Origin of the sequence: Rosenbergiella collisarenosi, from assembly GCF_018494085.1 — a bacterium.
Lineage (GTDB): Bacteria > Pseudomonadota > Gammaproteobacteria > Enterobacterales > Enterobacteriaceae > Rosenbergiella > Rosenbergiella collisarenosi.
Genome location: NZ_JABBFP010000012.1, coordinates 87,124 through 108,953, shown reverse-complemented (window position 1 = coordinate 108,953; position 21,830 = coordinate 87,124). Strand labels below are relative to the sequence as shown.

17 protein-coding genes and 2 tRNA genes are annotated in these 21,830 nt (G+C 50.3%); all 19 read right to left on the bottom strand.

The genetic code is table 11. From position 1 onward, the window contains the following. Nucleotides 1–77 (bottom strand) — tRNA-Arg (locus HGT70_RS15365). A gap of 5 nt (nt 78–82) precedes the next feature. Beyond that, nucleotides 83–175 (bottom strand) — tRNA-Ser (locus HGT70_RS15360). A gap of 256 nt (nt 176–431) precedes the next feature. Continuing rightward, entirely contained in the window at nt 432–617 is a 186-nt protein-coding gene (gene csrA / locus HGT70_RS15355) for a carbon storage regulator CsrA (RefSeq protein ID WP_062812383.1), read from the bottom strand. Between the two features lie 242 nt (nt 618–859). Continuing rightward, a complete protein-coding gene (alaS, locus tag HGT70_RS15350) occupies nt 860–3,490 on the bottom strand; it encodes an alanine--tRNA ligase (protein ID WP_071434273.1) in 2,631 nt (876 codons plus the stop codon). A 138-nt stretch (nt 3,491–3,628) separates the two neighbouring features. Further along, complete coding sequence (locus tag HGT70_RS15345) at nt 3,629–4,141, bottom strand: regulatory protein RecX (RefSeq protein WP_071434271.1); 513 nt, start codon at nt 4,139–4,141, stop codon at nt 3,629–3,631. Nucleotides 4,142–4,222: 81 nt separating this feature from the next. Then, the gene (gene recA / locus HGT70_RS15340; RefSeq protein ID WP_071434268.1) at nt 4,223–5,284 is read right to left on the bottom strand and encodes a recombinase RecA; all 1,062 of its coding nucleotides are present in this window, start codon (nt 5,282–5,284) and stop codon (nt 4,223–4,225) included. Nucleotides 5,285–5,363: 79 nt separating this feature from the next. Next, entirely contained in the window at nt 5,364–5,870 is a 507-nt protein-coding gene (locus tag HGT70_RS15335; RefSeq protein WP_214196462.1) for a CinA family protein, read from the bottom strand. A gap of 109 nt (nt 5,871–5,979) precedes the next feature. Then, nucleotides 5,980–7,053, bottom strand: coding sequence for a lytic murein transglycosylase B (mltB, locus tag HGT70_RS15330; RefSeq protein WP_071434265.1), 1,074 nt, complete (start codon nt 7,051–7,053; stop codon nt 5,980–5,982). A gap of 151 nt (nt 7,054–7,204) precedes the next feature. Next, complete coding sequence (locus HGT70_RS15325) at nt 7,205–10,258, bottom strand: autotransporter outer membrane beta-barrel domain-containing protein (protein WP_214196461.1); 3,054 nt, start codon at nt 10,256–10,258, stop codon at nt 7,205–7,207. Between the two features lie 15 nt (nt 10,259–10,273). Next, nucleotides 10,274–10,873, bottom strand: a complete 600-nt coding sequence (locus HGT70_RS15320) for a helix-turn-helix domain-containing protein (protein ID WP_214196460.1) — start codon at nt 10,871–10,873, stop codon at nt 10,274–10,276. A gap of 161 nt (nt 10,874–11,034) precedes the next feature. Then, nucleotides 11,035–11,514 (bottom strand): type VI secretion system baseplate subunit TssE, encoded by a 480-nt coding sequence (locus HGT70_RS15315; protein WP_214196459.1) that lies wholly within the window; start codon nt 11,512–11,514, stop codon nt 11,035–11,037. Between the two features lie 9 nt (nt 11,515–11,523). Then, nucleotides 11,524–11,970, bottom strand: a complete 447-nt coding sequence (locus tag HGT70_RS15310) for a hypothetical protein (RefSeq protein ID WP_214196458.1) — start codon at nt 11,968–11,970, stop codon at nt 11,524–11,526. Continuing rightward, nucleotides 11,951–12,214, bottom strand: coding sequence for a PAAR domain-containing protein (locus HGT70_RS15305; RefSeq protein WP_241569790.1), 264 nt, complete (start codon nt 12,212–12,214; stop codon nt 11,951–11,953). Before HGT70_RS15305 ends, HGT70_RS15310 begins: the two co-directional genes overlap by 20 nt. Continuing rightward, entirely contained in the window at nt 12,214–14,349 is a 2,136-nt protein-coding gene (locus HGT70_RS15300; protein ID WP_214196457.1) for a type VI secretion system Vgr family protein, read from the bottom strand. The genes HGT70_RS15305 and HGT70_RS15300 overlap by 1 nt, the downstream gene beginning before the upstream one ends. 28 nt (nt 14,350–14,377) lie before the next feature. Next, entirely contained in the window at nt 14,378–18,073 is a 3,696-nt protein-coding gene (tssM, locus tag HGT70_RS15295; protein WP_214196456.1) for a type VI secretion system membrane subunit TssM, read from the bottom strand. An 11-nt stretch (nt 18,074–18,084) separates the two neighbouring features. Further along, a complete protein-coding gene (icmH, locus tag HGT70_RS15290; RefSeq protein ID WP_214196455.1) occupies nt 18,085–19,368 on the bottom strand; it encodes a type IVB secretion system protein IcmH/DotU in 1,284 nt (427 codons plus the stop codon). Beyond that, a complete protein-coding gene (gene tssK / locus HGT70_RS15285; protein ID WP_214196454.1) occupies nt 19,365–20,714 on the bottom strand; it encodes a type VI secretion system baseplate subunit TssK in 1,350 nt (449 codons plus the stop codon). Before tssK ends, icmH begins: the two co-directional genes overlap by 4 nt. Before the next feature lie 8 nt (nt 20,715–20,722). Then, nucleotides 20,723–21,208: a type VI secretion system lipoprotein TssJ gene (gene tssJ / locus HGT70_RS15280; protein WP_214196453.1), complete on the bottom strand. Its 486-nt coding sequence runs from the start codon at nt 21,206–21,208 to the stop codon at nt 20,723–20,725. A gap of 107 nt (nt 21,209–21,315) precedes the next feature. After that, nucleotides 21,316–21,801, bottom strand: a complete 486-nt coding sequence (locus tag HGT70_RS15275) for an Hcp family type VI secretion system effector (RefSeq protein WP_214196452.1) — start codon at nt 21,799–21,801, stop codon at nt 21,316–21,318. Nucleotides 21,802–21,830 lie beyond the last annotated feature (29 nt).

Genomic DNA, 21,830 nt, shown 5'->3' with positions numbered 1-21,830 from the left:
TGGTGCATCCGGGAGGATTCGAACCTCCGACCGCTCGGTTCGTAGCCGAGTACTCTATCCAGCTGAGCTACGGATGCGTAAATGGCGGTGAGGGAGGGATTCGAACCCTCGATGCAGCTTTTGACCGCATACTCCCTTAGCAGGGGAGCGCCTTCAGCCTCTCGGCCACCTCACCAATTTACTTCTTATTACTTCTTAACTTAGCGCCGATGGAAACTTACGTAACCGTTCGTTGCTGCGTTGGCGCACATATTACTTTCCCCGACTTATAAGTCAAACACTTTTTCGAGAAGATTGTTTGTTTGCACAAAAGCGCAGCAATTAGCACAATACATCGGCAAATTTCGCTCTTAAACCTAAAAAAAAGGCTGTGAACATAATTATGTTTCACAGCCGTTTCGCTAAACCTGCCCCTGGTAAGTGCAGATAAATTAATACTCAGAGTCCTGAGTTTTCTCAGCTTGGATGCGTTGGTAAATCTCTTCACGGTGCACCGAAACCTCTTTAGGTGCATTAACACCGATTCTTACTTGGTTCCCTTTGACACCGAGTACCGTCACTGTAACCTCATCACCGATCATGAGGGTTTCACCAACTCGACGAGTTAGAATAAGCATTCTTTGCTCCTTGAAAGATTAAAAAGGTCGGGTCTCTGCACAACCCGGCACATCCATCGTTAACACTAAGTAGTTAGGACCGTATTTTATTAGTAAAATTCACTCAATCCGTCATTACTCATGCTTAATAATAGTTTAGCCGAAATACAGAGTTCTTACCTGACTTTATCAAGAGATTAATTAAATGATTTTATAAAACGCCTAATACTGATGTATTAGGCGTTAAGATGAATCAATTTAACTTATTGTAATTTATCAGAAATAATTCCAGGAACGTCTGCCAAGGTTGCCGTTAAAGCCTCAGGTAAATTTCCACCCGCTTGCGCCATATCCGGTCGACCGCCCCCTTTGCCACCCACCTTCGGTGCAATAAGCCCAATTAGTTCACCCGCTTTAATACGGTCAGTCAGGTCTTTAGTGACACCAACAATAAGCGAAACTTTATCTTCGCTGGTGGTCCCTAATACAATCACTGCTGAACCTAATTGGTTTTTCAGGTCATCAACCATGGTACGAAGTAGCTTGGGATCAATTGATGGTAATTCACTGACTAAAACCTTAATGCCATTGATCTCACTCACTTGGTCGGCGAGCGAAGCACTTTTTTGCGCAGCTTGTTGGTCTTTAAGTTGCTGAATTTCTTTTTCCAGTACTCGAGCATGTTCAGCTAGCGCCTTCACCTTGTCATTAAGATTAGTGCTATTCGCTTTGATCAGTTGTGCTATTTGCGTTAATTGGTCTTCGGCAGCAAATACCGTCGCTAAGGCACGCTCGCCGGTGAATGCCTCAATACGGCGCACCCCTGCCGCAGTCCCTGACTCAGAATCTAGGACGAATAAGCCGATATCACCGGTGCGTTGGGCGTGTGTCCCGCCACACAGCTCTACGGAGAAATCCCCCATAGTCAATACACGGACTTGCTGATCATACTTCTCACCAAACAGAGCCATTGCGCCTTTTTGCTTAGCCTCTTCGATATCCATGATATCGGTCGTGACAGGCAGGTTGAGACGGATCTGCTGGTTGACGATTTCCGTTACTTCGCGTAACTGCTGTGCAGTCATCGCTTCTGTATGAGAGAAATCGAAACGTAGGTATTTATCGTTAACGAGAGAGCCTTTCTGCGCCACATGTGGCCCTAAGACTTGGCGTAGCGCTGCATGCAGCAGGTGAGTCGCTGAGTGGTTGAGGCGGATTTTAGCACGTCTAGCTTCGTTCACCCGCGCATTAACCTGTTGCCCAACCGCAAGTTCACCGGTGACTAAGCGGCCTAAATGTCCCGGGCTTTTACCGTATTTTTGTGTATCTTCTACGGTAAATTCACCTTGGTCTGTCACGATAACGCCAGTATCACCGACTTGCCCGCCCGACTCGCCATAGAACGGGGTTTTATCGAGGATGACAACGGCCGATTGCCCCGATTGAAGTTTCTGAACCGATTGGCCTTCGACAAAAATTTCGCTCACCGTAGCAGTAAACGCTAATTCGTCGTAACCTTTGAACTCGGCGTCTTTCTCTACGCGGATCTGCGCATTATAGTCCGCGCTGAAGCCGCTGGCTTGGCGTGCGCGTTGACGTTGCGCTTCCATTGCCGCTTCGAAGCCAGCTTCATCGATTTTCAAATCACGCTCACGACAGACGTCTGCCGTTAAGTCAGCAGGGAAACCGAAGGTGTCGTAGAGACGGAATACAATCTCACCCTGTAGGGTATCGCCTTGAAGTGCAGCAAGCTCTTCATCAAGAAGTGCTAATCCACGCTCTAAGGTTTTCGCAAACTGTTCTTCTTCTGCTCTGAGTATGTTTTCAACATGCTGTTGTTGTTTTTGTAACTCTTCGCCTGCACTGCCCATCACGGCAATCAGTGGCGCGACGAGTTTATAGAAGAAGCTCTGTTGTGCCCCTAGCATGTTGCCGTGGCGTACGGCGCGACGGATGATACGACGCAAGACATAGCCACGGTTCTCGTTAGAAGGGACTACGCCATCCGCAATTAAGAAGGCACAAGAACGAATATGGTCGGCAATAACGCGTAACGATTTATTCGTTAGATCTTGCGTTCCAGTGACCTGTGCAACTGACGCGATCAGTTTTTGGAACAAATCGATATCGTAGTTAGAGTTAACATGTTGCAGTACGGCAGAAATACGCTCTAAGCCCATTCCGGTATCAACAGAAGGCTTAGGCAGAGGCAGCATCGTACCGTCAGCTTGACGGTTGAACTGCATAAATACGATGTTCCAAATTTCGATATAACGATCACCATCTTCCTCTGCAGAGCCTGGAGGACCGCCCCAGATATGGTCGCCGTGATCATAGAAAATTTCGCTGCAGGGGCCGCAAGGTCCCGTATCGCCCATCTGCCAGAAGTTATCTGACGCGTAAGCACTGCCTTTATTGTCGCCAATACGGATGATGCGTTCTGCTGGGATACCAATTTCTTTCTCCCAGATATCCCACGCTTCATCATCGGTCTCGTAGATGGTGACCCACAAACGTTCTTTCGGTAAATTAAACCATTGAGCGCCTGTAAGGAGTTCCCACGCGAATGAAATGGCTTCACGTTTAAAGTAATCACCGAAACTAAAGTTACCGAGCATTTCAAAGAAAGTGTGATGGCGTGCAGTGTACCCGACGTTTTCAAGATCGTTGTGTTTACCCCCTGCGCGGACACAACGTTGCGAGGTCGTTGCACGTGAGTAATCACGCTTATCTTGGCCGAGGAACACATCCTTGAACTGGTTCATCCCTGCGTTAGTAAAGAGTAACGTCGGGTCATTATTTGGTACTAGCGAGCTGCTAGAAACAATTTGGTGGCCTTTGCTTTGGAAAAAATCGAGAAACGTCTGGCGAATCTCTGCAGTACTCTTGCTCATAAATGTCCTGGTATCTTGCTTAACAGACGTTCCGTTTCATCTAAGTCACTGGATTATTCACAGTCGACCTATGATCGTGGAACTAAAAGTCTCAATAAGATAAGTTTTCTTCACGGGGAAGTAAAATCTCAATCTTATTCACGAGGGAAAATTTTCGAAAACAGCACGAATATCTTCGCCTTGAAAGCCTCGGCTGTAAAGATAACGTTGTAGCTTCACCTTTTCGGGATAGGTCGTGGGCCAACGACGTCCGGCCTTCTTCTCGGCGACCTCACGTGCACATTGCTGCCAATCTACCTCGCTATCCCGCATGGCATCCACGATCAGCGACGATGCTATTCCTTTGCGCTGTAGATCTTGGCTAACGCGTTGCGGCCCATAACCGCGACGGCTGCGTTGACTGATGTAGTGCTGACAAAATCGTTGATCGTTTAAATATCCTTGCTCTACGCACCACTCCAACACACTATTTAGTGTTGCGTCAGGCAAATAGAGTTCAGGCGTATTATCCCGTAGGGCCTTCCGTGAGATAGACAGACGTAGTTTTTCGCGTAACTCTTCCGTGCCATGATCGCGCTGACCTAAGATCCAGACAGCACGTTGAAGTAACTGGGTATAAGTGACCTCTTTTGGCGGTGTTATTTTTTCCATGGGCGCCCCTTCTATTCATCGCTACAACGCAAAACGGGAGCCGCTTACGCAGGCTCCCGTTATTTATATTACAACTCGATGTTAAAACTCTTCTTGCTCGTCGCTCTCACCATCAACATCTTGTTTTGGAGAGGCTTCGCCTTCGTGGCTTGGGTTAAGTAAGGTTTCACGCAGCTTCTGCTCAATTTCAGTTGCGATTTGCGGATTCTCACGCAGGTAGTTACCTGCATTCGCCTTACCTTGTCCGATCTTATCGCCTTGATAACTATACCAGGCACCCGCTTTTTCAATGAACTTGTGCTTCACGCCTAGGTCGACTATCTCGCCGTAGAAGTTAATCCCTTCCCCGTACATGATTTGGAACTCTGCTTGGCGGAAAGGTGCGGCAATTTTGTTTTTAACAACCTTGACGCGGGTTTCACTACCCACCACGTTTTCACCCTCTTTAATCGCACCAATACGGCGAATATCAAGGCGAACTGAGGCGTAGAATTTTAACGCATTACCACCCGTGGTGGTTTCAGGGTTACCGAACATTACGCCGATTTTCATCCGGATTTGGTTGATGAAAATAAGTAGCGTATTAGATTGCTTCAAGTTACCCGCTAATTTACGCATCGCTTGGCTCATCATACGCGCCGCGAGGCCCATGTGTGAGTCACCGATTTCGCCTTCGATTTCTGCTTTCGGTGTCAAAGCGGCGACGGAGTCAACGATGATGACGTCAACAGCGCCTGAGCGCGCGAGTGCGTCACAGATTTCTAACGCTTGCTCACCGGTATCAGGCTGAGAACACAGCAGGTTATCGATATCTACGCCTAATTTTTTAGCATAGACCGGGTCTAGCGCATGTTCAGCGTCGATAAAGGCACAGGTTTTTCCTTTACGTTGCGCGGCAGCGATAACTTGTAACGTGAGCGTAGTTTTACCCGATGATTCAGGGCCGTAGATTTCAACAATACGTCCCATTGGTAAGCCACCGGCTCCCAACGCGATATCTAAAGATAATGATCCCGTTGAAATGGTTTCAACATCCATCGTCCGGTCTTCACCAAGACGCATGATGGAGCCTTTACCAAACTGCTTCTCAATCTGTCCTAGCGCAGCTGCAAGTGCTTTTTGTTTATTTTCATCGATAGCCATTTCAACTCCTAATCGTACTGGTTTCGCCAGCAAGGGGATTTTATGCTTATGCATTTACTGGGGTAATTATACTGTATAGTCATACAGTATCAAGCTTAATTTTGAAAAAAGACGCTAGCGCTTTCTCTAACGCAAACTGCACGGATTGTTGGCGAATGACTTCACGGCTGCCGGTGAAATGATGTTGGCAGGTGATCACGGTCCCCGACGATGAGGCAAAGCCGAAACAAACCGTCCCCACTGGTTTCTCAGCGGTTCCTCCTCCTGGGCCTGCGAATCCCGTGACGGCAATGGCATAGTCTGCGGATAGCGCGGCACAGGCGCCTTGGGCCATTTCTGCGGCGACCTCTTCACTGACTACGCCATGCTGCTGAAGGGTGTGTTCCTGCACCCCTAAGAAGCGTTGTTTACTCTGTTCGCTATAGGTCACGAGGCCACCATCGAAATAAGCGGAACAACCACTAATATCGGTCAGCGCTTTAGCGATTGCGCCCCCTGTACAGGATTCAGCGGTGGTGATTGTCGACTGAGATTGCGTGAGGGATTGCCCGAGTCGTCGGCTGAGGAGTTCTATTTGATCTGACATATTAGTCGCTCCATCTTAGTCATCTAGACCACTAGTTTAGCCATGTTTCTTGGTGAGGAGAGTATCAGATCGCAACGTTGTAACCTGATACTCACTTTTCTAAGACGACTTACAGATTATTTTGTCGAGAAGCTCGTACTGATTCGCCGAGCTGCCAGACGGCCATCGCATAGTGAGTACTATGATTGTAACGGGTGATGGCATAAAAATTCGGCAAACCGAACCAATATTGATAACTGCTTCCCATATCGAGACGTAATAGACTCACTTTTTGTGAGCCAGACAGCGCCTGCTGTGGCGTTAACCCGCTGTTTTGTAGCTGGGCAACGGAGTAGCGCGTGGCAAAGCCATTATCTAACCCTGGCGCTTGTCCAGTGCCAACAATGGCTACTGGCTGTCCAGTCTTCCATCCGCTTTTCTGGAAGTAGTTCGCGACACTACCAATCGCATCGACTGGGTCCCAAAGATTAATGTGTCCGTCGCCATTAAAGTCTACGGCAAATTGTTTGTAAGCAGAGGGCATAAACTGGCCGTAGCCCATCGCGCCGGCAAAGGATCCACGTAAATTCAGCGGATTGTCATCTTCGTGTTGCGACATTAATAAGAAGGTTTCAAGCTCGCTACTAAAGTATGTCGCTCGGCGGGGGTAGTCGAAGGCCAGCGTCGCGAGTCCGTCGATAATACGGGTTTTACCCATCACTCGACCCCAACGCGTCTCGACGCCAATTATACCAACGATAATTTCGGCAGGAACGCCGTACTGTACCTCAGCACGTGAGAGAGCATCGCGGTATTGGTTCCAAAATGCCACCCCATTTTGCACATTAGAGTCAGTAATAAATTTAGCGCGGTAGCGTAACCATGCACCGTTAGGGCCTGGCGCAGGCGTGTAATTCGGTGCTTGGCGATCCATAAGACGGAGTACGTAATCGAGACGGCGAGTTTGGCTAAGCCATCCGATTAATTGTTGACGGTTAAAGTTATGTTTCTCAACCATCATATCAATAAACTGTTCTGCGCGCGGATTTCCGGCGAAGTCTCCGGTCAATTCATTTTGACCTAGCGTGGCAGGTTTTAATAAAAAACCGCCCTGTGGCATAGTTTGATTATCTGCACGATGCGAGTGGCTACTGCAGGAACAGAGAAGAGTAATGATAGGTACGATAAGATAATTAAATCGCATGCGGGCTCCACTAGCTAGTACATCGACGTTCCATAGTCAGAAAGCCGGATTATTGATGTCATAGCATAATATAAAAGGCGGAAACTTTCTGCATCAACTGAATATTTCCTATACAGTCCGTTTCCACCTTAGAGCAAACAGTTAGGTCAAATTAGAAATACCACTTTCCACCCAGTGTTAAGCGATTATCGTTATAGCCTTGATTACCCACTTGTACCCCCGTATTTACCCATACGCGGCTTTGTTTACTCAGGGTAGCTTCTAAACCGAGCTTCATTTCGACAACATTTTCAGCTCCGGCCAGTTCAACTTTAGTACTATCCATTTTGACGCCGTGGCGCTTGAGATTATGCAGCCAGTTAACTTCGGCAAACGGCTGAAAATAGCGTTCCGTACCTTGATCGAGCTGATGGCGGCCATGTATCCAGCTCCTGATCCCCAGCTTGCTCTGTATATTATTCTTACCTGTATTACTGATACGCGTATTATTGGCCTCCGTCAGCTGATGATGTTTCACCCCCTGATAGGTCAGCTGAGCTGAGGGCATAAAGTACCAACGGTATTCAGACCCTTTACTGCCATTAAACCGCAAGACTTCTGAGACGTAGCCAGCCTCTATACTCCCGGTTAAGCCTTTCGAACGATAATATTCCGCCGTTAATTGATCGCCCTTAACCGAGTTATTGAACCAGTTATAGAGGATCCAGCTATCGATATAGCCACCTTTACCCGAGTTATCGTTGATCCAGGTCGAATAGATGCCCGTGCTGTAGCCATTGACCGAGCCTTTAGCACGGTAGGCTACCCGATGTGAAGACGTCGAATTATTATGATGGCCATAACCTGCCATTACACCAGTACTCCAGCGCCCACCTGCTGGCGTTTCGATATGCAATAAGGCACCGCCGAGCTGTGCGACATAGCGATTGGATTTCGTCGATAGCTGACCACTGCCGTCGGACCAGCCACTACGGCCTCCCGACTGACGTAGCCAGAGATTCGAGGTATTTTGTCCCAGCAAGGGTGCGTCATGTTCGAACGGATCCGATTCTCTTTCAAAGAGCGAAGTATTGAAAAGAGTGTTCCCCGCGATGTAGTTAGCTAAATAGCTACCGGATTCGACGCGATAGATCGGCTCTGGCCGAGGGTTGGGCGTCGGGTCCGGGACAGGAATCGGATCGGGGACCGGAATCGGATCGGGAGTAGGGTCAGGAATCGGCATTGGATCCGGGTCTGGTGTTGGATCCGGTGTTGGGTCCGGTGTTGGGTCCGGCGTTGGGTCCGGTGTTGGGTCCGGTGTTGGGTCCGGTGTTGGGTCCGGCGTTGGGTCCGGTGTCGGCTGTTGTGAACTCAGAAACCAACTCTGCGCTTTTTTCACCAGATTATACTCGTAAGCGCCCGCTACAATACGTCCCTGCTGAGTAAACTGGCCGTAAGAGGTGCCCCCCACCGAGATAAGCTCGATACCCTGAACGGTTTCCGCCCCGCTCCCACCGAGATTCGCAACGCTTACCCGCGTACTCCCGTCTAAGACATCGCCATTGATAATCACGCGATTTCGTGGTGAATTGTCTCCCGCTAGAACCGCGTTCATGAGTAGTTCACCAGAACCGCTATAGTTACCGTCGATCTTCAAAAAGCTTGTACTATCGTTATCGCCAAAAGCGACGATGCCCTCATTGTGTAAGTTGTTTAGCTGGCTATCCCCCGTAATATTCCAGCGGCTATTCTCTAAAGCGAGGCGCTCAACATTAAACGCTTTGCCGGTCAGTACACTCTTTGTGCCTTTTAGATCCACAAACAGCTTATCATCGGTTCTGGCATAGAGACTACCGATGAGCTGGCTATCCTGAGCATCAAGATACAAGGACGCAGCAACATCTTTTTGAGCATTATTTTTGGTTGTGAGCGCGGCGACCGCAATGTCCACATCACTCCTGACCACACTGTTCGTCAATCGCACCGCGCTAGCCCCCTCGACACCGAGGATGCCGATGCCTTCTTGACTTTCTAGCGAGCTATCTGCAATCACCGCATTGGGGGTAAGCGTACGTATTTGGTCGTACGACCAACTATTCGTTTTACCATCACCGCCAACATAGAGTCCCGCGGCATCCTTTCCTACGGTGGAAACCTGACTCTCTTTGATGTTTAGCGTCCCTTGATCACTAAACAGGCCATGAGAAAGTTTTCCATTGGTGGTGACGCTTAAATCTTTGGCAGTAATAGTTGCCCCACTGACTGCCGCCACGCCGAATGACGAGTCCTGACCGGTATAAACCTGTGCTTGATTTAACGAGATCGTCCCGCCTTTCAAGGCGGCGATACCATGGCCATTCTCGCCCAAAGTATCCACTTGAACACGATAGCCGTTTACCTTACCTTCCGAGTAAATGCCGTAAGCCTTATCCCCGGTGACATTAAAAATTATATCGCTTAATACCGCATCGCTCATCGGTACGTTGGCCTTGGACTGTTGCAGCACTAGGCCATGGGATTTTTTACCCGATGTTTCAAAGCTCGCATTCTGCGCGACCATCTTGCCGCCATCGTGGATCATCCAGACCCCATAACCTCCATCACCTTCGGTATTATAATGGCCACCGAATATGGAGAGGAATTTAGTCCCCGTATTCATATCAATGGCATGGGAGTGGTCGCCGCGAGCGGTGATATTCACCCTATTTAGGGTCACCTCTCCCGCCATCGCCCTAATTCCCGAGCCTTTATATGTCGAGATCTCGCTATCCGAGACCTTCAAGATGGAGGGCGCATCATCATAGCTATTAAACGCGATGCCATCGCCAATGGCTTCATTCGTGATAGTAGAGTTAGTCAGATCCACTTGACTGGAGGGGCCGATATTAACGGCGACCGCTTTATTATTGGGGTTTTCCACTTTGACGATTAACTGATCGGCGGTAAATGACGATTTATAGACTCGAACGCCAACACCGCCAAACAGCGACACATTAATCCTCGCGTTTCTTAACGTAACATTGGCGCCATTATCAATGACCAATGCCCCGTTGGTCGTTTTGTTATTCACAATGACGATATCTTCCCATAACCCCGATGAGTCTAGGGTCAGCGTTTCATAATTTTGCGCATAAGCAGCGCCAGGCGAGAGGCAGAGGGCGATACATAGAAGGTGTTTTCTTGAGAAACAAATATCCTTCTCTTGTGATGAAAATCCTTTATTCATCATAATATCCTTATTTTAAAGACAGAGTGTGTTGATAACGCCTTGATTATTTTTTGATATATATTTTGCAAACCGAAAAAAATCTGCGCGATTATCAAACCCGAGTTTTCGACTGGCGCTTCGATAATGTGTACGAATCGTTTTAGGCGAGCGATTAATTTTTTTAGAAATGAGGTAACAATCTAACCCTTGACCAATAAAGGTCATGATTAAAAACTCAGTCTGGGAGAGTTGCTGATATCCTCTAATTTCTCCATTGGTAATAAAGAGGTTTAAATCGGCCTCATTAATAATTTTGCCTAAGGCTATCTCTAAAATTTTCGCTAGTTTTTTTTCAATCTGAGTTAAGCGATAACGACGACAGTTAAAAGGAATATAAATATCTCCCCACTGATGCGATGAGACGATTAGCGAAGGACAGCGCCGCAGTAATGACGATGCGCTAATAACGACAACTTCTTTATGAAAATCGAAACACAGATCAAAATAAGGTCTATCGTCAGTCGCTATGCATAGTTGATTCGTTCCCCCCTCCCAGTGTTGATGGACTAATGACATGACACCTAGTTTGAAGTAGGCGTCTTCACTAACGACGCTAATGACTAATGCATCCATTATTTACCCGCAAAAACAAGTGAGTAACGCTAGTAGTTTCCCTAATAAATTAAAAAGTACCCCGAGGACAGGATAGGGGAATAAAAAATATATGAGAATAGGATTTATTTATTGTTTATACCTATAAAAACAATAATCCTATATGTATAAAGTCATCCCTTTTAGGGGCTAAACATCGCCTTAGCCGTACCTAGGTCATAGGTCCCGGCTAAGTTCAGTGCCATCGCTTCGGGATAGGCGAGAAGTTTCGCACTGATGCTGATGCTAAGTTGGGATACCGTCTGGCTCCGCGTCATGATTGGCAGGACCTTTACGGTTAAATGATGGGGATCGATACGCGGCTCGAAGCGGATAATTGCCCAACGAATTGCCGATTCAACGTCGGGATAGTCCGCGGACGACATAGACTCGCCGATAGTAATACCCAATCCATAATTCACTACAGATGCCGCAACCAAAGGGTCTGCCTGATCAGCGGCCAATCTCTGCGTAGGTTGGCTATTCAACAATTGGCTAAGATCCTGTGTCACGAGATGCTTAATCGTTAGAGGGTCGGTCGCGAATGTTTCGTCTTGGTGAGGATCGTCATCCAGTAATTTATATAATGTGACCGGTGTCCCGTGAGGGGGAGAATTCATCATCGTTTATCCTTATTGTTCATGGTGTTGAGTATCGACCCACCATTCATCGATCGCGTAAACCTCATCCTCCAATAAGGTCAATATATCGGCGCCAATGCCACGTTGCTCGAAGGCGACGCCCCCCAGTGTTTCCCGTTCAAGCTGGGCGATAATATCAGCGATGGTGAGCGATGGCTGGAGGATATCGGTCACCAATCGCCGTGCTAAATCCTCAATATCTTGTTTAAAAAGCTGTTCGACCGTCTCTTCGTTGGGCGAGGAGAGCTGACCCCGTGGGTTGTAAAGTGTTTGCGGATCGTCTTGGTAATACCAAGACTCTTTCGCTAACGCTTTGAGAAGATCCTGCTCATCTCCCCGCTCCAAAAAGTAGGCGCCTTGATGCGCAGCGCGCGCCGAGGATTTTTTACGTTCAGCGAGCCTTCGTTGCCGCATTAACTCAATTTCTAATAAATACATCGGGCGCCCCACTGATAATCTGCGCGCCACACCCGGTCGTATCGCCTAAACGAGCAACCGGTACTCCGGTGGCAAATACCGCGCTAGAACCGGTCGCAATAGGGCTCGCGCCATGCAAAGCAGAACAACTGGTGAGGCTACTGCCGGCTAAGGCAATCGGCAGGCCATGACAGCGCACCGTCCCGAGCCCCGTGATGATAACGCCACCGTGCGAGGTGGCATCCCCAACTCTTGCGCTTAACATTATTCCCCTCCTTGTGGCTTTCTAATCTCTGGTCCGATACTGGTAGTTACCGTTGGTGTTGGGGTCGGGTTGGGGGTCGGCCCTAGCCTTTTCCCCACAAATAGCCCGGCCGACGGGGTGGCGCCGGGCAGGCCAATAACGCCCCCGCCACCTCCGCCGCCGCGTGGACCCGCATCGCCAGGATTAAAGTCGATTTGTCCTGCTTGTAGGATAATTTGGCTATCGGCAATAATCCGGATACGACGCGCAGAGATCACCAAGTCGCCCCCGGAACTCAGTCCCATCGCGCCGCCTACGGCTAGCCCCATGGCACCTCCCGTGACCATCGACATCGCCCCACCACTGGCGATACCGATCGCGCCTCCGGCGTTGATACCGATGGCTCCCCCCGCATTGACGCCGATCGCCGCCCCAGCGTTCATACCAATTATTCCGCCGACGGTAGTGTTATGCGCGCCGCCAACGGTGACCCCCAGCGATGCCCCGACAACATAATCACTCGTACCGGCTACCGTTGAGCGATAGTTTTGTCCGACATCGACCTGCCTTGATGCCCCAACAACTTGTACCTCGTTCTGCTTAATAAGGCGGTGCATATCCCGTTCAGCTTGCTCCCAGTACTGCTCCTGCCCTAACTTATCTTCGAAGCGAATACCATTAAAGTTGACCTCATTCCCCCCTACGCTGCGGCTCACTAAGCCACTTTGGCTACCATTATTGGGTAACGCCCAAGGCGGTGCCGACTTGTCGTTATATAGGCTGCCGATAATTAGCGGACGATCCGGATCGCCCTGGATAAAATCGACAATCACTTCGTGACCAATACGCGGTATGTACATGCCGCCAAAGCGGTTACCGGCCCAAGCTTGGCTAACCCTTAGCCAGCAGGAGTCGGCCTCGCTATTGTGTCCATATCTATCCCAGTGAAAGCGGACTTTAACGCGACCAAATTGGTCGGTCCAAATCTCCTTACCGGCAGGCCCGGTAACCTTAGCGGTCTGCGGACCAAACGTTCGAGGCTTCGGGGTATTTTGTGGATGACGATAACGCTTAGTGAGCGGTTGCACCGTAAACTGACAGCTTGTCTGACAGAGGGCTTGGGTAGAACTTTGCTGATTATTGATGATCTCAAGCTCGCTGCGCAGGATAAAATAGGCGCGATTAGCCTGTTCGAGAGGGTAAGCCGCTAGCGTAAATTGCGATCCGCAACTAAGTCCGCGCAGCGCCGCGCTGCCAGAACAGCGCTGCCCTTGTGCGCCCAATGCTTCGATACGAACCTTAGCGAGGTGCTCTCCTATCTCGGTCTGCGTAAAGTCGCCCGGCCAATCGTAAATTTCCATACGATTGTAAGGCGTCTTACGCGGCTGCTGTTCGGTTACCGATAGCGTTTTACGCGAGCGCGTAAAATCGTAGTCAGAGGTGACCCAGTGACCCGATGTGAGGCTCTCTTGGTAGTGAAAAGTAGGAATATAAGGCGCCTGAAGCTCGGGAGCCTCGGCTAGATAGGGTAAGGTTTTGTAGCGCTCATGCGCAATCGGCGTGTGCGCAGACGGACTATCGACAAAGACAATGTTATGGTCACGCTCATCGTGTTCGACGTACCAATAAATTCCCCATTTCTCCACTAACCGCTGAATAAAATCAAAATCGGTTTCGCCATACTGTACTTGGTAATCGAGTGCCGGATAGACATCGTTTAATCGGCACTCGTAGGCTCGCCCGTAATCGGCGAGCACATCGTGTAGAATATCGACGACCGACTTTTGCTGATAGATTTTAAAATCGGTCGTCTTCCTCAGAAGAAACAGCCAAGGTCGAATAATCATCTGGTACTGGGCATGCTGCGCGTCATGCCCCAAGTAGCGGGCCTTTTCCACCATACCATTTATCCAACGAACCGGGGGGGGCAACGCAGTATCCTGTTCGGCTTCCAACTCAATACGAATACTCACCGATTGACCGATCAGCGATTTCAATTCAATGTCCGGCAGCGTAGCGCCCCCCTCTTGCCCCACGGTCTGAGCGTTTAACTGGTAGTGACCCAGGGTCGAAAGCGCTTCAACCCCCGAGAGTTGTGTGATCACGAATCGCTGTGTGGTGTCAGCGTTAATAAGTAATGTCAGTATTCTGTTCATCGTCTTCCTTGATTATGTTGATAGCCGACTAATCGCCAATCGGACAGCGAAAGGTTCGAAATAGCCTAATTAGCTCAGGCACAGAGCGCCCCAATTCATTAATCGCGATCGTCGCGTGTTGCCCATCATCTCCCAGCGTGATGAGGGTTTGTTGGCTACGAGGCTCAAATTGTGAGTGACTCCCCTCAAGCCAACGAAATAGTCCCCAGTAGCCTTTCTCTTCGACCTTCCACACTAGACGGCCTTTAGCGGCGATCGCCCGGATCTGTAAGTTTGGCGTCAGGCTCTGTGCAGGCCAGTGCATGGCCTGCTGAATAATCGGTCCATGGACATAACGAAATTGCTGGTTGTCGTTATCGATAATTAGTTGGGTAATACCGCTCGCTAACTCCTTCACCGACAGCCTGAAGTCTAGAGAGGGGTGCGATGACGACTGAGGAAAAAGCAGCTGCTGGATCCGGTCTCCTTGTTCAAAAACAGCCAGCAACTGTGGCGAAAGCGTCGGTTCTGCGCGAGTGAAGCGCCATGGACGATGCCGGGTATCAACGTTATCGGCGAGGTGCTGGGAAAAGTAGCGGCTTAACTTGCCTTGTGGAGCAAACATCTCAACGATAGCTTGTGGCGAGGCATCCCTTCCTCGCTTTGCGAAGGGATAGCGCCCCAGTAGGTGTTGGCGACAGTACGTGATGATCTCTTGTTCGATCTGTTGGGCATTGGTTGCCCACGCTTGTTGAGTGACTTGCCGCTGAGCAACGGAAAATAATTGACCGAGTAGCTGTGGCAGAGGCGCCGGTAACTGGTCGAGGTGCAGCAAGAAAGTCTGCACGCTGTCCGTCTCCGATTGCCCTGCAACCAGCGCCGACAGCTGACGTTCGCTGGTCACTCCCGTGGCTTGCATGCTCAGGTAGAGCTGGATGAATGCACGTTCTAGCTGCTCCAATGAAAACGAAGACGGAGTGCTAGGCGGTTCGACGAAGCGATGAAGGGTTGCGAAGTGTCGATCCACTCGCTGTGCCATCTCATCGTTTAGCATTCCACCCTCTGCCACTGAAAGCATCGGCTTGTCGTCCTTCTGCTGCTGACGCGTGCCGGGTTGTGTCTGGTGTGCGATGTTCACCAGTAGCTGGCGTAATTGCGAGTCTTGGCGGGTGAAGTCTTTTAATAGATACTCCACGCGCTGACGCGTATTTACCCGTTTTGCTTTGCCGTCTTCCACCGGTAAAGCAAACTGGATCCCCTGCAAGAAAGTCTGCCAATAGCTACGATAATCATCCAAATAACGTGTAGTAACCTGCTGCCACACCTCCTGCTTAGTCACCAGCCCTGCGCCGCGTTGCTCCTCGCCATAAAGCATGTATTCAACCCGCGCCAGCGCGTTCGGGAACAGTGTCTTATAAATGGTCTTGCTCCAGAACTGCGCACCGGACAGGGTATACAGCCCTGCCAGCGGATCCCCCTGCCCGGGTTCAGTAAACAGCGATGGCTGTGCCGGGGTAATCAACTGCGATAAACCATTGGCGGGTAGAGATTCAGGCGCGACGTGCTGCAGGATGTCTTGATAGACGTAGGTCGCCAACGGTTGTTCGGCTAATAGCTTGCGTGCAGCCTTAATCTGTTGCCGACCGAGGGGGCCATTAAGCGGCGGCCAGTCTGTATCACGCAGCAGGTGGCGAAGTAGTGTGGCGGCGTTGTCTTGGCTCTTGAGGAGAGGTAATTGCGCCTCGTGATCCGAAAACCAAGTGATAAGAAAGCCGTTATCTCTCGGGACTTCCCCCTGCAGCATGAGATAAACACGCAACGTTGTGAACAATGAATAGGGATCGTTACGGCTAATCTGCGCCGAAATCTCCTCGGCCACTGCGCGTCCTAATTGGGGCAGTAAATAATCGACTAACCACTGGTCATAAACGGCATTAACGCTATCTTTCCAGGACGGCGGAGTATATAGCCCCCAATGCCCGCTGGAAAAGGCCGTATCTCCTGCTACTCGCGCGGCGGACGGTGAGAGGTGGCGCAGTCGACTCAACGCACTGTCTAAGGTAACAGGCGTCGTGCTCAGCTGTTGTCTGAGTTGTTGAAGACCGTCACCAACCTGAGTGAGATAACGGTGATTAGCGTAATAACTCCGCGTCAACGCATAGAGAATTAGTGCACTGCACAGGGTAAGTAGCGCGAAGGCAGCCCCTCGACGATAACGAGCCGAGAAACGCTGCGCTGTACCGCGCAAGCGTGCGCGGCACTCACCGACCAGCAGATGATTGAAGAAGGTATTCAAGAAGTAGTGTTGAGATGGATGCCCTAGTGGCTGACCGTCGCTATTGCGGTCATCCAACGCCTCCGGCTGCTTTTGCCACTGCTGAACCAGTGTGTGAGGATAAGTATAGGGCCGCCCGCGAGGGTTCGCACTGCAACCGAGATAGATCCCTGCTAACACGAGGTCGCTGTTGGGAAGTCGCTCGTAGGGGGGTGGCGCTAAATGTTCAATAAAGGTTGCCAATACTTCAGTCAGGGCGGCAAAGTTGGTAGAGAAACGCTCTATCCCCTTGCGGGTGTCTACACTCTCGCAGTAGTGTTGCTGAGCTAGAACTTGCTGTGCAATCTGTTTAGCCCATGCTGCCAGCTGTTGGCGGATGCCATCGCGATTAAGAGAACGCGTAGACGGCCCCTGTTCGATGGGTTGTCCGAAGAGTTGCTGGCGATCCTCAGGAGTGATGCCATGAAAATAGTCATGAAAGCCCTCGAGCTGATCCCCCTGACTCATAAAAAGATAAAGCGGGATAGCACGATTTGTCTGCTGTTGCAGCGTTCGTAATTGGGTACGACATAACGCCGCATAGTCGGTTAATTGTTGCGGGGTCGCTAATAGTAATCGTGGACAATCTATCACGACCACCACCGCTTCAACTCGAGCCACGCGTTTCATCGCCACCAGCTGTTTTGCCACCTCTGACCACTCGTCAGCCCTCTCCTCCGGCGGCTGTTGCGGATCGAAAAAGCGCCCAGGCGTATCACACCACAGCACGTCGTCCGTAAGCCATAACGCGCAGTGCTCCGTCTTCTCGACGGCCTGTCGTGCGGCTTGCTGTTGGGAGGGCAGCGCAAACATGAGTTCGGCATTCGCTAATGCCGAGGATTTGCCGCTACCGGGTGGCCCGACGACCAGGACACAGCAGTGCGGTTCACTGGCGGCATCGGTCCAAAATAACCGTTTAAATACCGGCACCCGCCCTTTCACGTTGCGGAGCTTTTTTCGCCAGGTCTTAACTAACCGGATTAACTCAGGGTAGCGAGGTGGATGACACCGTGGCGCGAAGGGAAGTGACGCAATTATCTGGGGTAACGCGCCATAGGCTTGTACCGCAAGCGCCGCCAGAAAGTACCCGAGTGTCACTAACGCTAGCAACGAGCAGAGGAGTGAACGGATAAGCAGTGAGGCCAATGGCTTTAGCTCGCCGACCGACAATAACGGCCCCATGACCCATAATACTGCGCCCATTCCTAGTGCTAGGATGATATAGCGAGGCAGGCCATAATAAAATACCAAGGCTGACAGCACGAGGCTCGCAATAACGACGCCACGGCAATGAAGGGGCGATAGCGGGTAAGCGTGTCCGACTCCCCAAAACTCGCCATACTGAGCAATGCTATAACAGAGCAGCGAAATGACGCCAATGACGATGACTCGGCTGGCTATTTTTCTAAAAACTGGCGACAACAATTCCATGTGTTATCTCTCTAAAAGGTGACGATAAACTCAACGCGTCTATTTTGGTTACGCTGTGCGATGCTCGAATCGGGGGCTAGGGGTTGCTGCTCGCCGACGCCCACCCGCTTAAGTTGACGATCAGTAAAACCATAGGGGTAAAAGAGCTGTGCGACGTTATCTGCACGCTGCAAAGAGAGCTGCTGATTAGACAGCTTTTTCTGCGTCCTAATCGGTTGGCTGTCGCTATGCCCAATCAGTGTCACCGAACCGCCTAACTGTTTTACCGCTTGCGCCAGTCGCTGGAGCACCGCTTGATACTCAGTGGAGAGCGTCGCACTGCCCGAGGAAAACATCGGCCCACCGATCACTTTCACCCGATATCCCTGCTCCGAATTTTCGATAACCAGCCGACCTTGGTCGATATCACGCTTCATCAGGACGGGAAGCGTCGGTAGCACGACGGTGGTTGCGGGTACGGCTAAATACTGCGAGAGCTGTACAGCATCCTCGGTCAGTTGAGAAAGACTGAGGTGGAGCTGCAGTCGATAGGCACCGAAAGTCGCCGCAACGACGAGCAGGGCCAATACACTGCAGCCGCGTAGCGACAGCCGCTTTTTCACGTCGACGAGAGGCGGTGAAGAGTAAACCGTTACTATCGCCGCCTCAGAACGGGGGATAAAGGGGACCAATAACGTATAGAGTTGCTGGCGGATCTGTGCCAATTGCTGCGCCCCGTCTTGTTGGATACTGTAGCGCCCGGTAAACCCCAAATTTAAGCTATGCAGCATAATGAGCAATACCTCGGCATACTCTGTGGGATTCATCGCAAGCCGACCGGCGAGTAAGAAAAACTTATTACCGCCATCGTTATCTTCCTCGAAGTAGTTCAACAGGTTTTGTTGCGCCCAGCCGCTATTAATCCCCCATTCCGTGGTATGAATGGCCTCATCCAGTGCTGTGCAGAGGCAATAGCGTGCGATCGTCATCTTTCGCCACGGGATATCCAGCTGTTCGCATAATTGTGCAAAGAGCGAGATCTCATAGATGAGCCAAGAGCGTAAAACGTCGACGCTTTCTGCGTATTCGCGTCGCGCAGGCACCTCGCTCAGTACGGCGAGGAGCGGTTTCGCCAAATGGAGGAGTGGATAATGGCTGCCACGGGCTTGCGCTAATCGTTGGCTGGCACTCTCACCAATAAAATACTGATGCGGTACTGAGGAGGAGCCTGTTCTGGCCGATAAATCGCCAGCACAATGCGCAGCCGGCGGCCCATCGTGCAGAAGTCTTGTGGATAAGGTGTCGAGTTTAGTCATCTGTCACGCAGCCCCCATAGTCGGAGCGTTAACTCGGGAAACTGCCCAGCAATATGCAGGGCGACGGCACGCTCATCCACGATACTTTGCCAATCACGGCCACTCTGTACTAACTCAAAATAGTGCGTCCCCGAGCAATGGGCGAGTTGACGAGGTGGCCCCGCGAGGGGCTGCAACGTTACACCGGGTAAATGCGACCGTACTAAGTCGAGAATTTGCCGTGGCGCACTGATTTTAGTTTGCTGAATAAAATGCTTATGAATTTGCTGATGCGGTACTGCCGCTTTGACGGCCACGATCAGCGTTTGATACGCATCAAGCTGGAGATCCGGATCGGCTGTCACCCATACTCCATTAGTCTGACGCTGGAATTCGTAACACTCACCGGCTTTGGTCAGTAGCAGGTTTAACTGCTGGCTAATGTCGTCGAGTAGCGGGCGAAACGTCTCTGCTAACGCTTTATGCTGGTAGAGATATCCCTCTTGCGGTGGGCGGCGCTGAGCCGAGAGATACGTCGCGAGTTCAGCCTGTAAGGCATTCACCTCACAAAAGAGTACCTCTGGATGGACTGAGGGCCTTTGTAACCAATAGTCGAGCATGCTGTGGTAACGATTGCAGAGCTGCAGTAATAAGTAATCTTCAATTCCCACCGCCTGCGATTCTCCCTTAAAAGAGTCGCTAAGCTGCAAGGCAAAGGTCTCCGCCCGATGCCGCAGTTGGCCGACAACATGCATTATCCAGCTCATCAACAACGTATTGTCGCGGCAGTCGATCAGCGGAGGAATATAGTCATCCTCGACCAATATCGCCCGCCCATCTGCATCGAGATGCTTGAGTCTGGCGCAAGGCAGGCCAATCCACGTATCGTTCATCTCTGACTCGGGTAGCAGACGCAGGTTTAATTGGGCAAGGAGTAGATGACGGGCTTCACGATGTACCGCATTACTATCATGAACCAGATGCTCCTTAGCCGTAAAACGCGCTAGGGATGTGGAGTGAGATGAGGATAAGAGTGTTTCGTCATGGCCGGGTAGCGCTAACGAGATCGCAAGATACAGCTGCTGACCGCAATGGTGTGGCAATAACGTTAATGGGCTCGGTGCGGGACAGGTATCCGGGACGCTAAACGGCGTACCATCCGGAAAAATTCCCGCCGCGGCGTTGATAATCAGCTTTCCATACTCCAACCCTTGGCGGTCGATGGTGAGCGAAGAGAAGCCCCAATAATAAGGCGTTAATAGCGATGTCCGCTGGTGGATATAATGCTCAACGTAGCGCTCTTGTTGTTGGAAGAGTTGTGGTCGCAAGAACAGTCCTTCGCTCCATACCACTTTATTTTTTCTCATAACATTCCTTATTCTGCAAACGTAACACTAGAATCCCGCAGTCTGATTTGCTGCTCGGCTGGGGGGCTAGTAAAAGGCTTTTGCCAGATAAATCGCGGTGAATTATTGATATCACGCAGGAGTAACCATTGGTTCGCCTTCATCTCTCGGTATGCGACAACGTAGGCGAAGGTATTGGTGCCAGGCTGAAGCGGGAGGGATAATGATTTTTTTTCACCTGGCTGGATGATGATGTCTGCAATGCGCTTGTAATCAGTACTGGTTGTGGCCTGAGGCGAGGCGACCAGCAGCAGAGGGTTCTCTGCGCTAAAGTTATCGCGATTACTCACCACATAAATAAATAATTGCACCGGTGACGGGTAGCCCTGTGTATTCTTATTGATATCGGAGGCGGCGGTGATCGTGACTTTTACGTCTTCGCGAGTGGTCGGTTTAATCGTGCATCCCGACATCAGCATGGCGCAAAAAAGGGCATAAAGATAAATTAAAGGCATAACACTCCCTTCACGCTATTGATGAATAAAAGAATCAAGTTGGAGAGAGAGAAATAACAGATTCCAAGATGCTTTTAGAAATCTGTTATTTCCTTCTATTATCTCATTTAGTTCAGCGAATTAGACTTCACGTTATAGCTGACGGTCACTGCTCCTGATTTACTCCCTTCTGCATTTTGCATCACATAGTCCTCGGTAACGGCGGTGAAGGAAAAACTCACCAACTCCTTCGCTCGAACATCTTCTTGTGAAGAACCGCTATTGGTCAGACGAGTAATAATGACGTCGCTAAAGGTTAGCGTCAGGTATTCCAAGGGATCGCCGCCGGCTTTACGTATGATAAACTTGACACTCTTGATGTGTTTCCCCGATAGGCAGTAGCTTAAGAGGTTAGGGCTTGCGCGATCGATATAATGCTCGAAAGAGAAGTCATCAACAGTCGCCTTCCCTGCCCCACCTCCTGAGCCTTGATGCATATTAGAATGTTGCGCACAGCCCCATCCCCAACTTAAGACTTCTATCTCTCCTTTATGTTGGGCATCTTGCGATTCCCCTTCAATACCCTCGAATTTAATAAAAATATCCTGAGACATACACACTCCTTGTTGACGTTAATGAATAG

Bases quoted from the DNA above. Each gene is read 5' to 3' on its own strand.
- csrA (WP_062812383.1), bottom strand. From the start codon at position 617: ATGCTTATTCTAACTCGTCGAGTTGGTGAAACCCTCATGATCGGTGAT.
- alaS (WP_071434273.1), bottom strand. From the start codon at position 3,490: ATGAGCAAGAGTACTGCAGAGATTCGCCAGACGTTTCTCGATTTTTTC.
- HGT70_RS15345 (WP_071434271.1), bottom strand. From the start codon at position 4,141: ATGGAAAAAATAACACCGCCAAAAGAGGTCACTTATACCCAGTTACTT.
- recA (WP_071434268.1), bottom strand. From the start codon at position 5,284: ATGGCTATCGATGAAAATAAACAAAAAGCACTTGCAGCTGCGCTAGGA.
- HGT70_RS15335 (WP_214196462.1), bottom strand. From the start codon at position 5,870: ATGTCAGATCAAATAGAACTCCTCAGCCGACGACTCGGGCAATCCCTC.
- mltB (WP_071434265.1), bottom strand. From the start codon at position 7,053: ATGCGATTTAATTATCTTATCGTACCTATCATTACTCTTCTCTGTTCC.
- HGT70_RS15325 (WP_214196461.1), bottom strand. From the start codon at position 10,258: ATGAATAAAGGATTTTCATCACAAGAGAAGGATATTTGTTTCTCAAGA.
- HGT70_RS15320 (WP_214196460.1), bottom strand. From the start codon at position 10,873: ATGGATGCATTAGTCATTAGCGTCGTTAGTGAAGACGCCTACTTCAAA.
- HGT70_RS15315 (WP_214196459.1), bottom strand. From the start codon at position 11,514: ATGATGAATTCTCCCCCTCACGGGACACCGGTCACATTATATAAATTA.
- HGT70_RS15310 (WP_214196458.1), bottom strand. From the start codon at position 11,970: ATGTATTTATTAGAAATTGAGTTAATGCGGCAACGAAGGCTCGCTGAA.
- HGT70_RS15305 (WP_241569790.1), bottom strand. From the start codon at position 12,214: ATGTTAAGCGCAAGAGTTGGGGATGCCACCTCGCACGGTGGCGTTATC.
- HGT70_RS15300 (WP_214196457.1), bottom strand. From the start codon at position 14,349: ATGAACAGAATACTGACATTACTTATTAACGCTGACACCACACAGCGA.
- tssM (WP_214196456.1), bottom strand. From the start codon at position 18,073: ATGGAATTGTTGTCGCCAGTTTTTAGAAAAATAGCCAGCCGAGTCATC.
- icmH (WP_214196455.1), bottom strand. From the start codon at position 19,368: ATGACTAAACTCGACACCTTATCCACAAGACTTCTGCACGATGGGCCG.
- tssK (WP_214196454.1), bottom strand. From the start codon at position 20,714: ATGAGAAAAAATAAAGTGGTATGGAGCGAAGGACTGTTCTTGCGACCA.
- tssJ (WP_214196453.1), bottom strand. From the start codon at position 21,208: ATGCCTTTAATTTATCTTTATGCCCTTTTTTGCGCCATGCTGATGTCG.
- HGT70_RS15275 (WP_214196452.1), bottom strand. From the start codon at position 21,801: ATGTCTCAGGATATTTTTATTAAATTCGAGGGTATTGAAGGGGAATCG.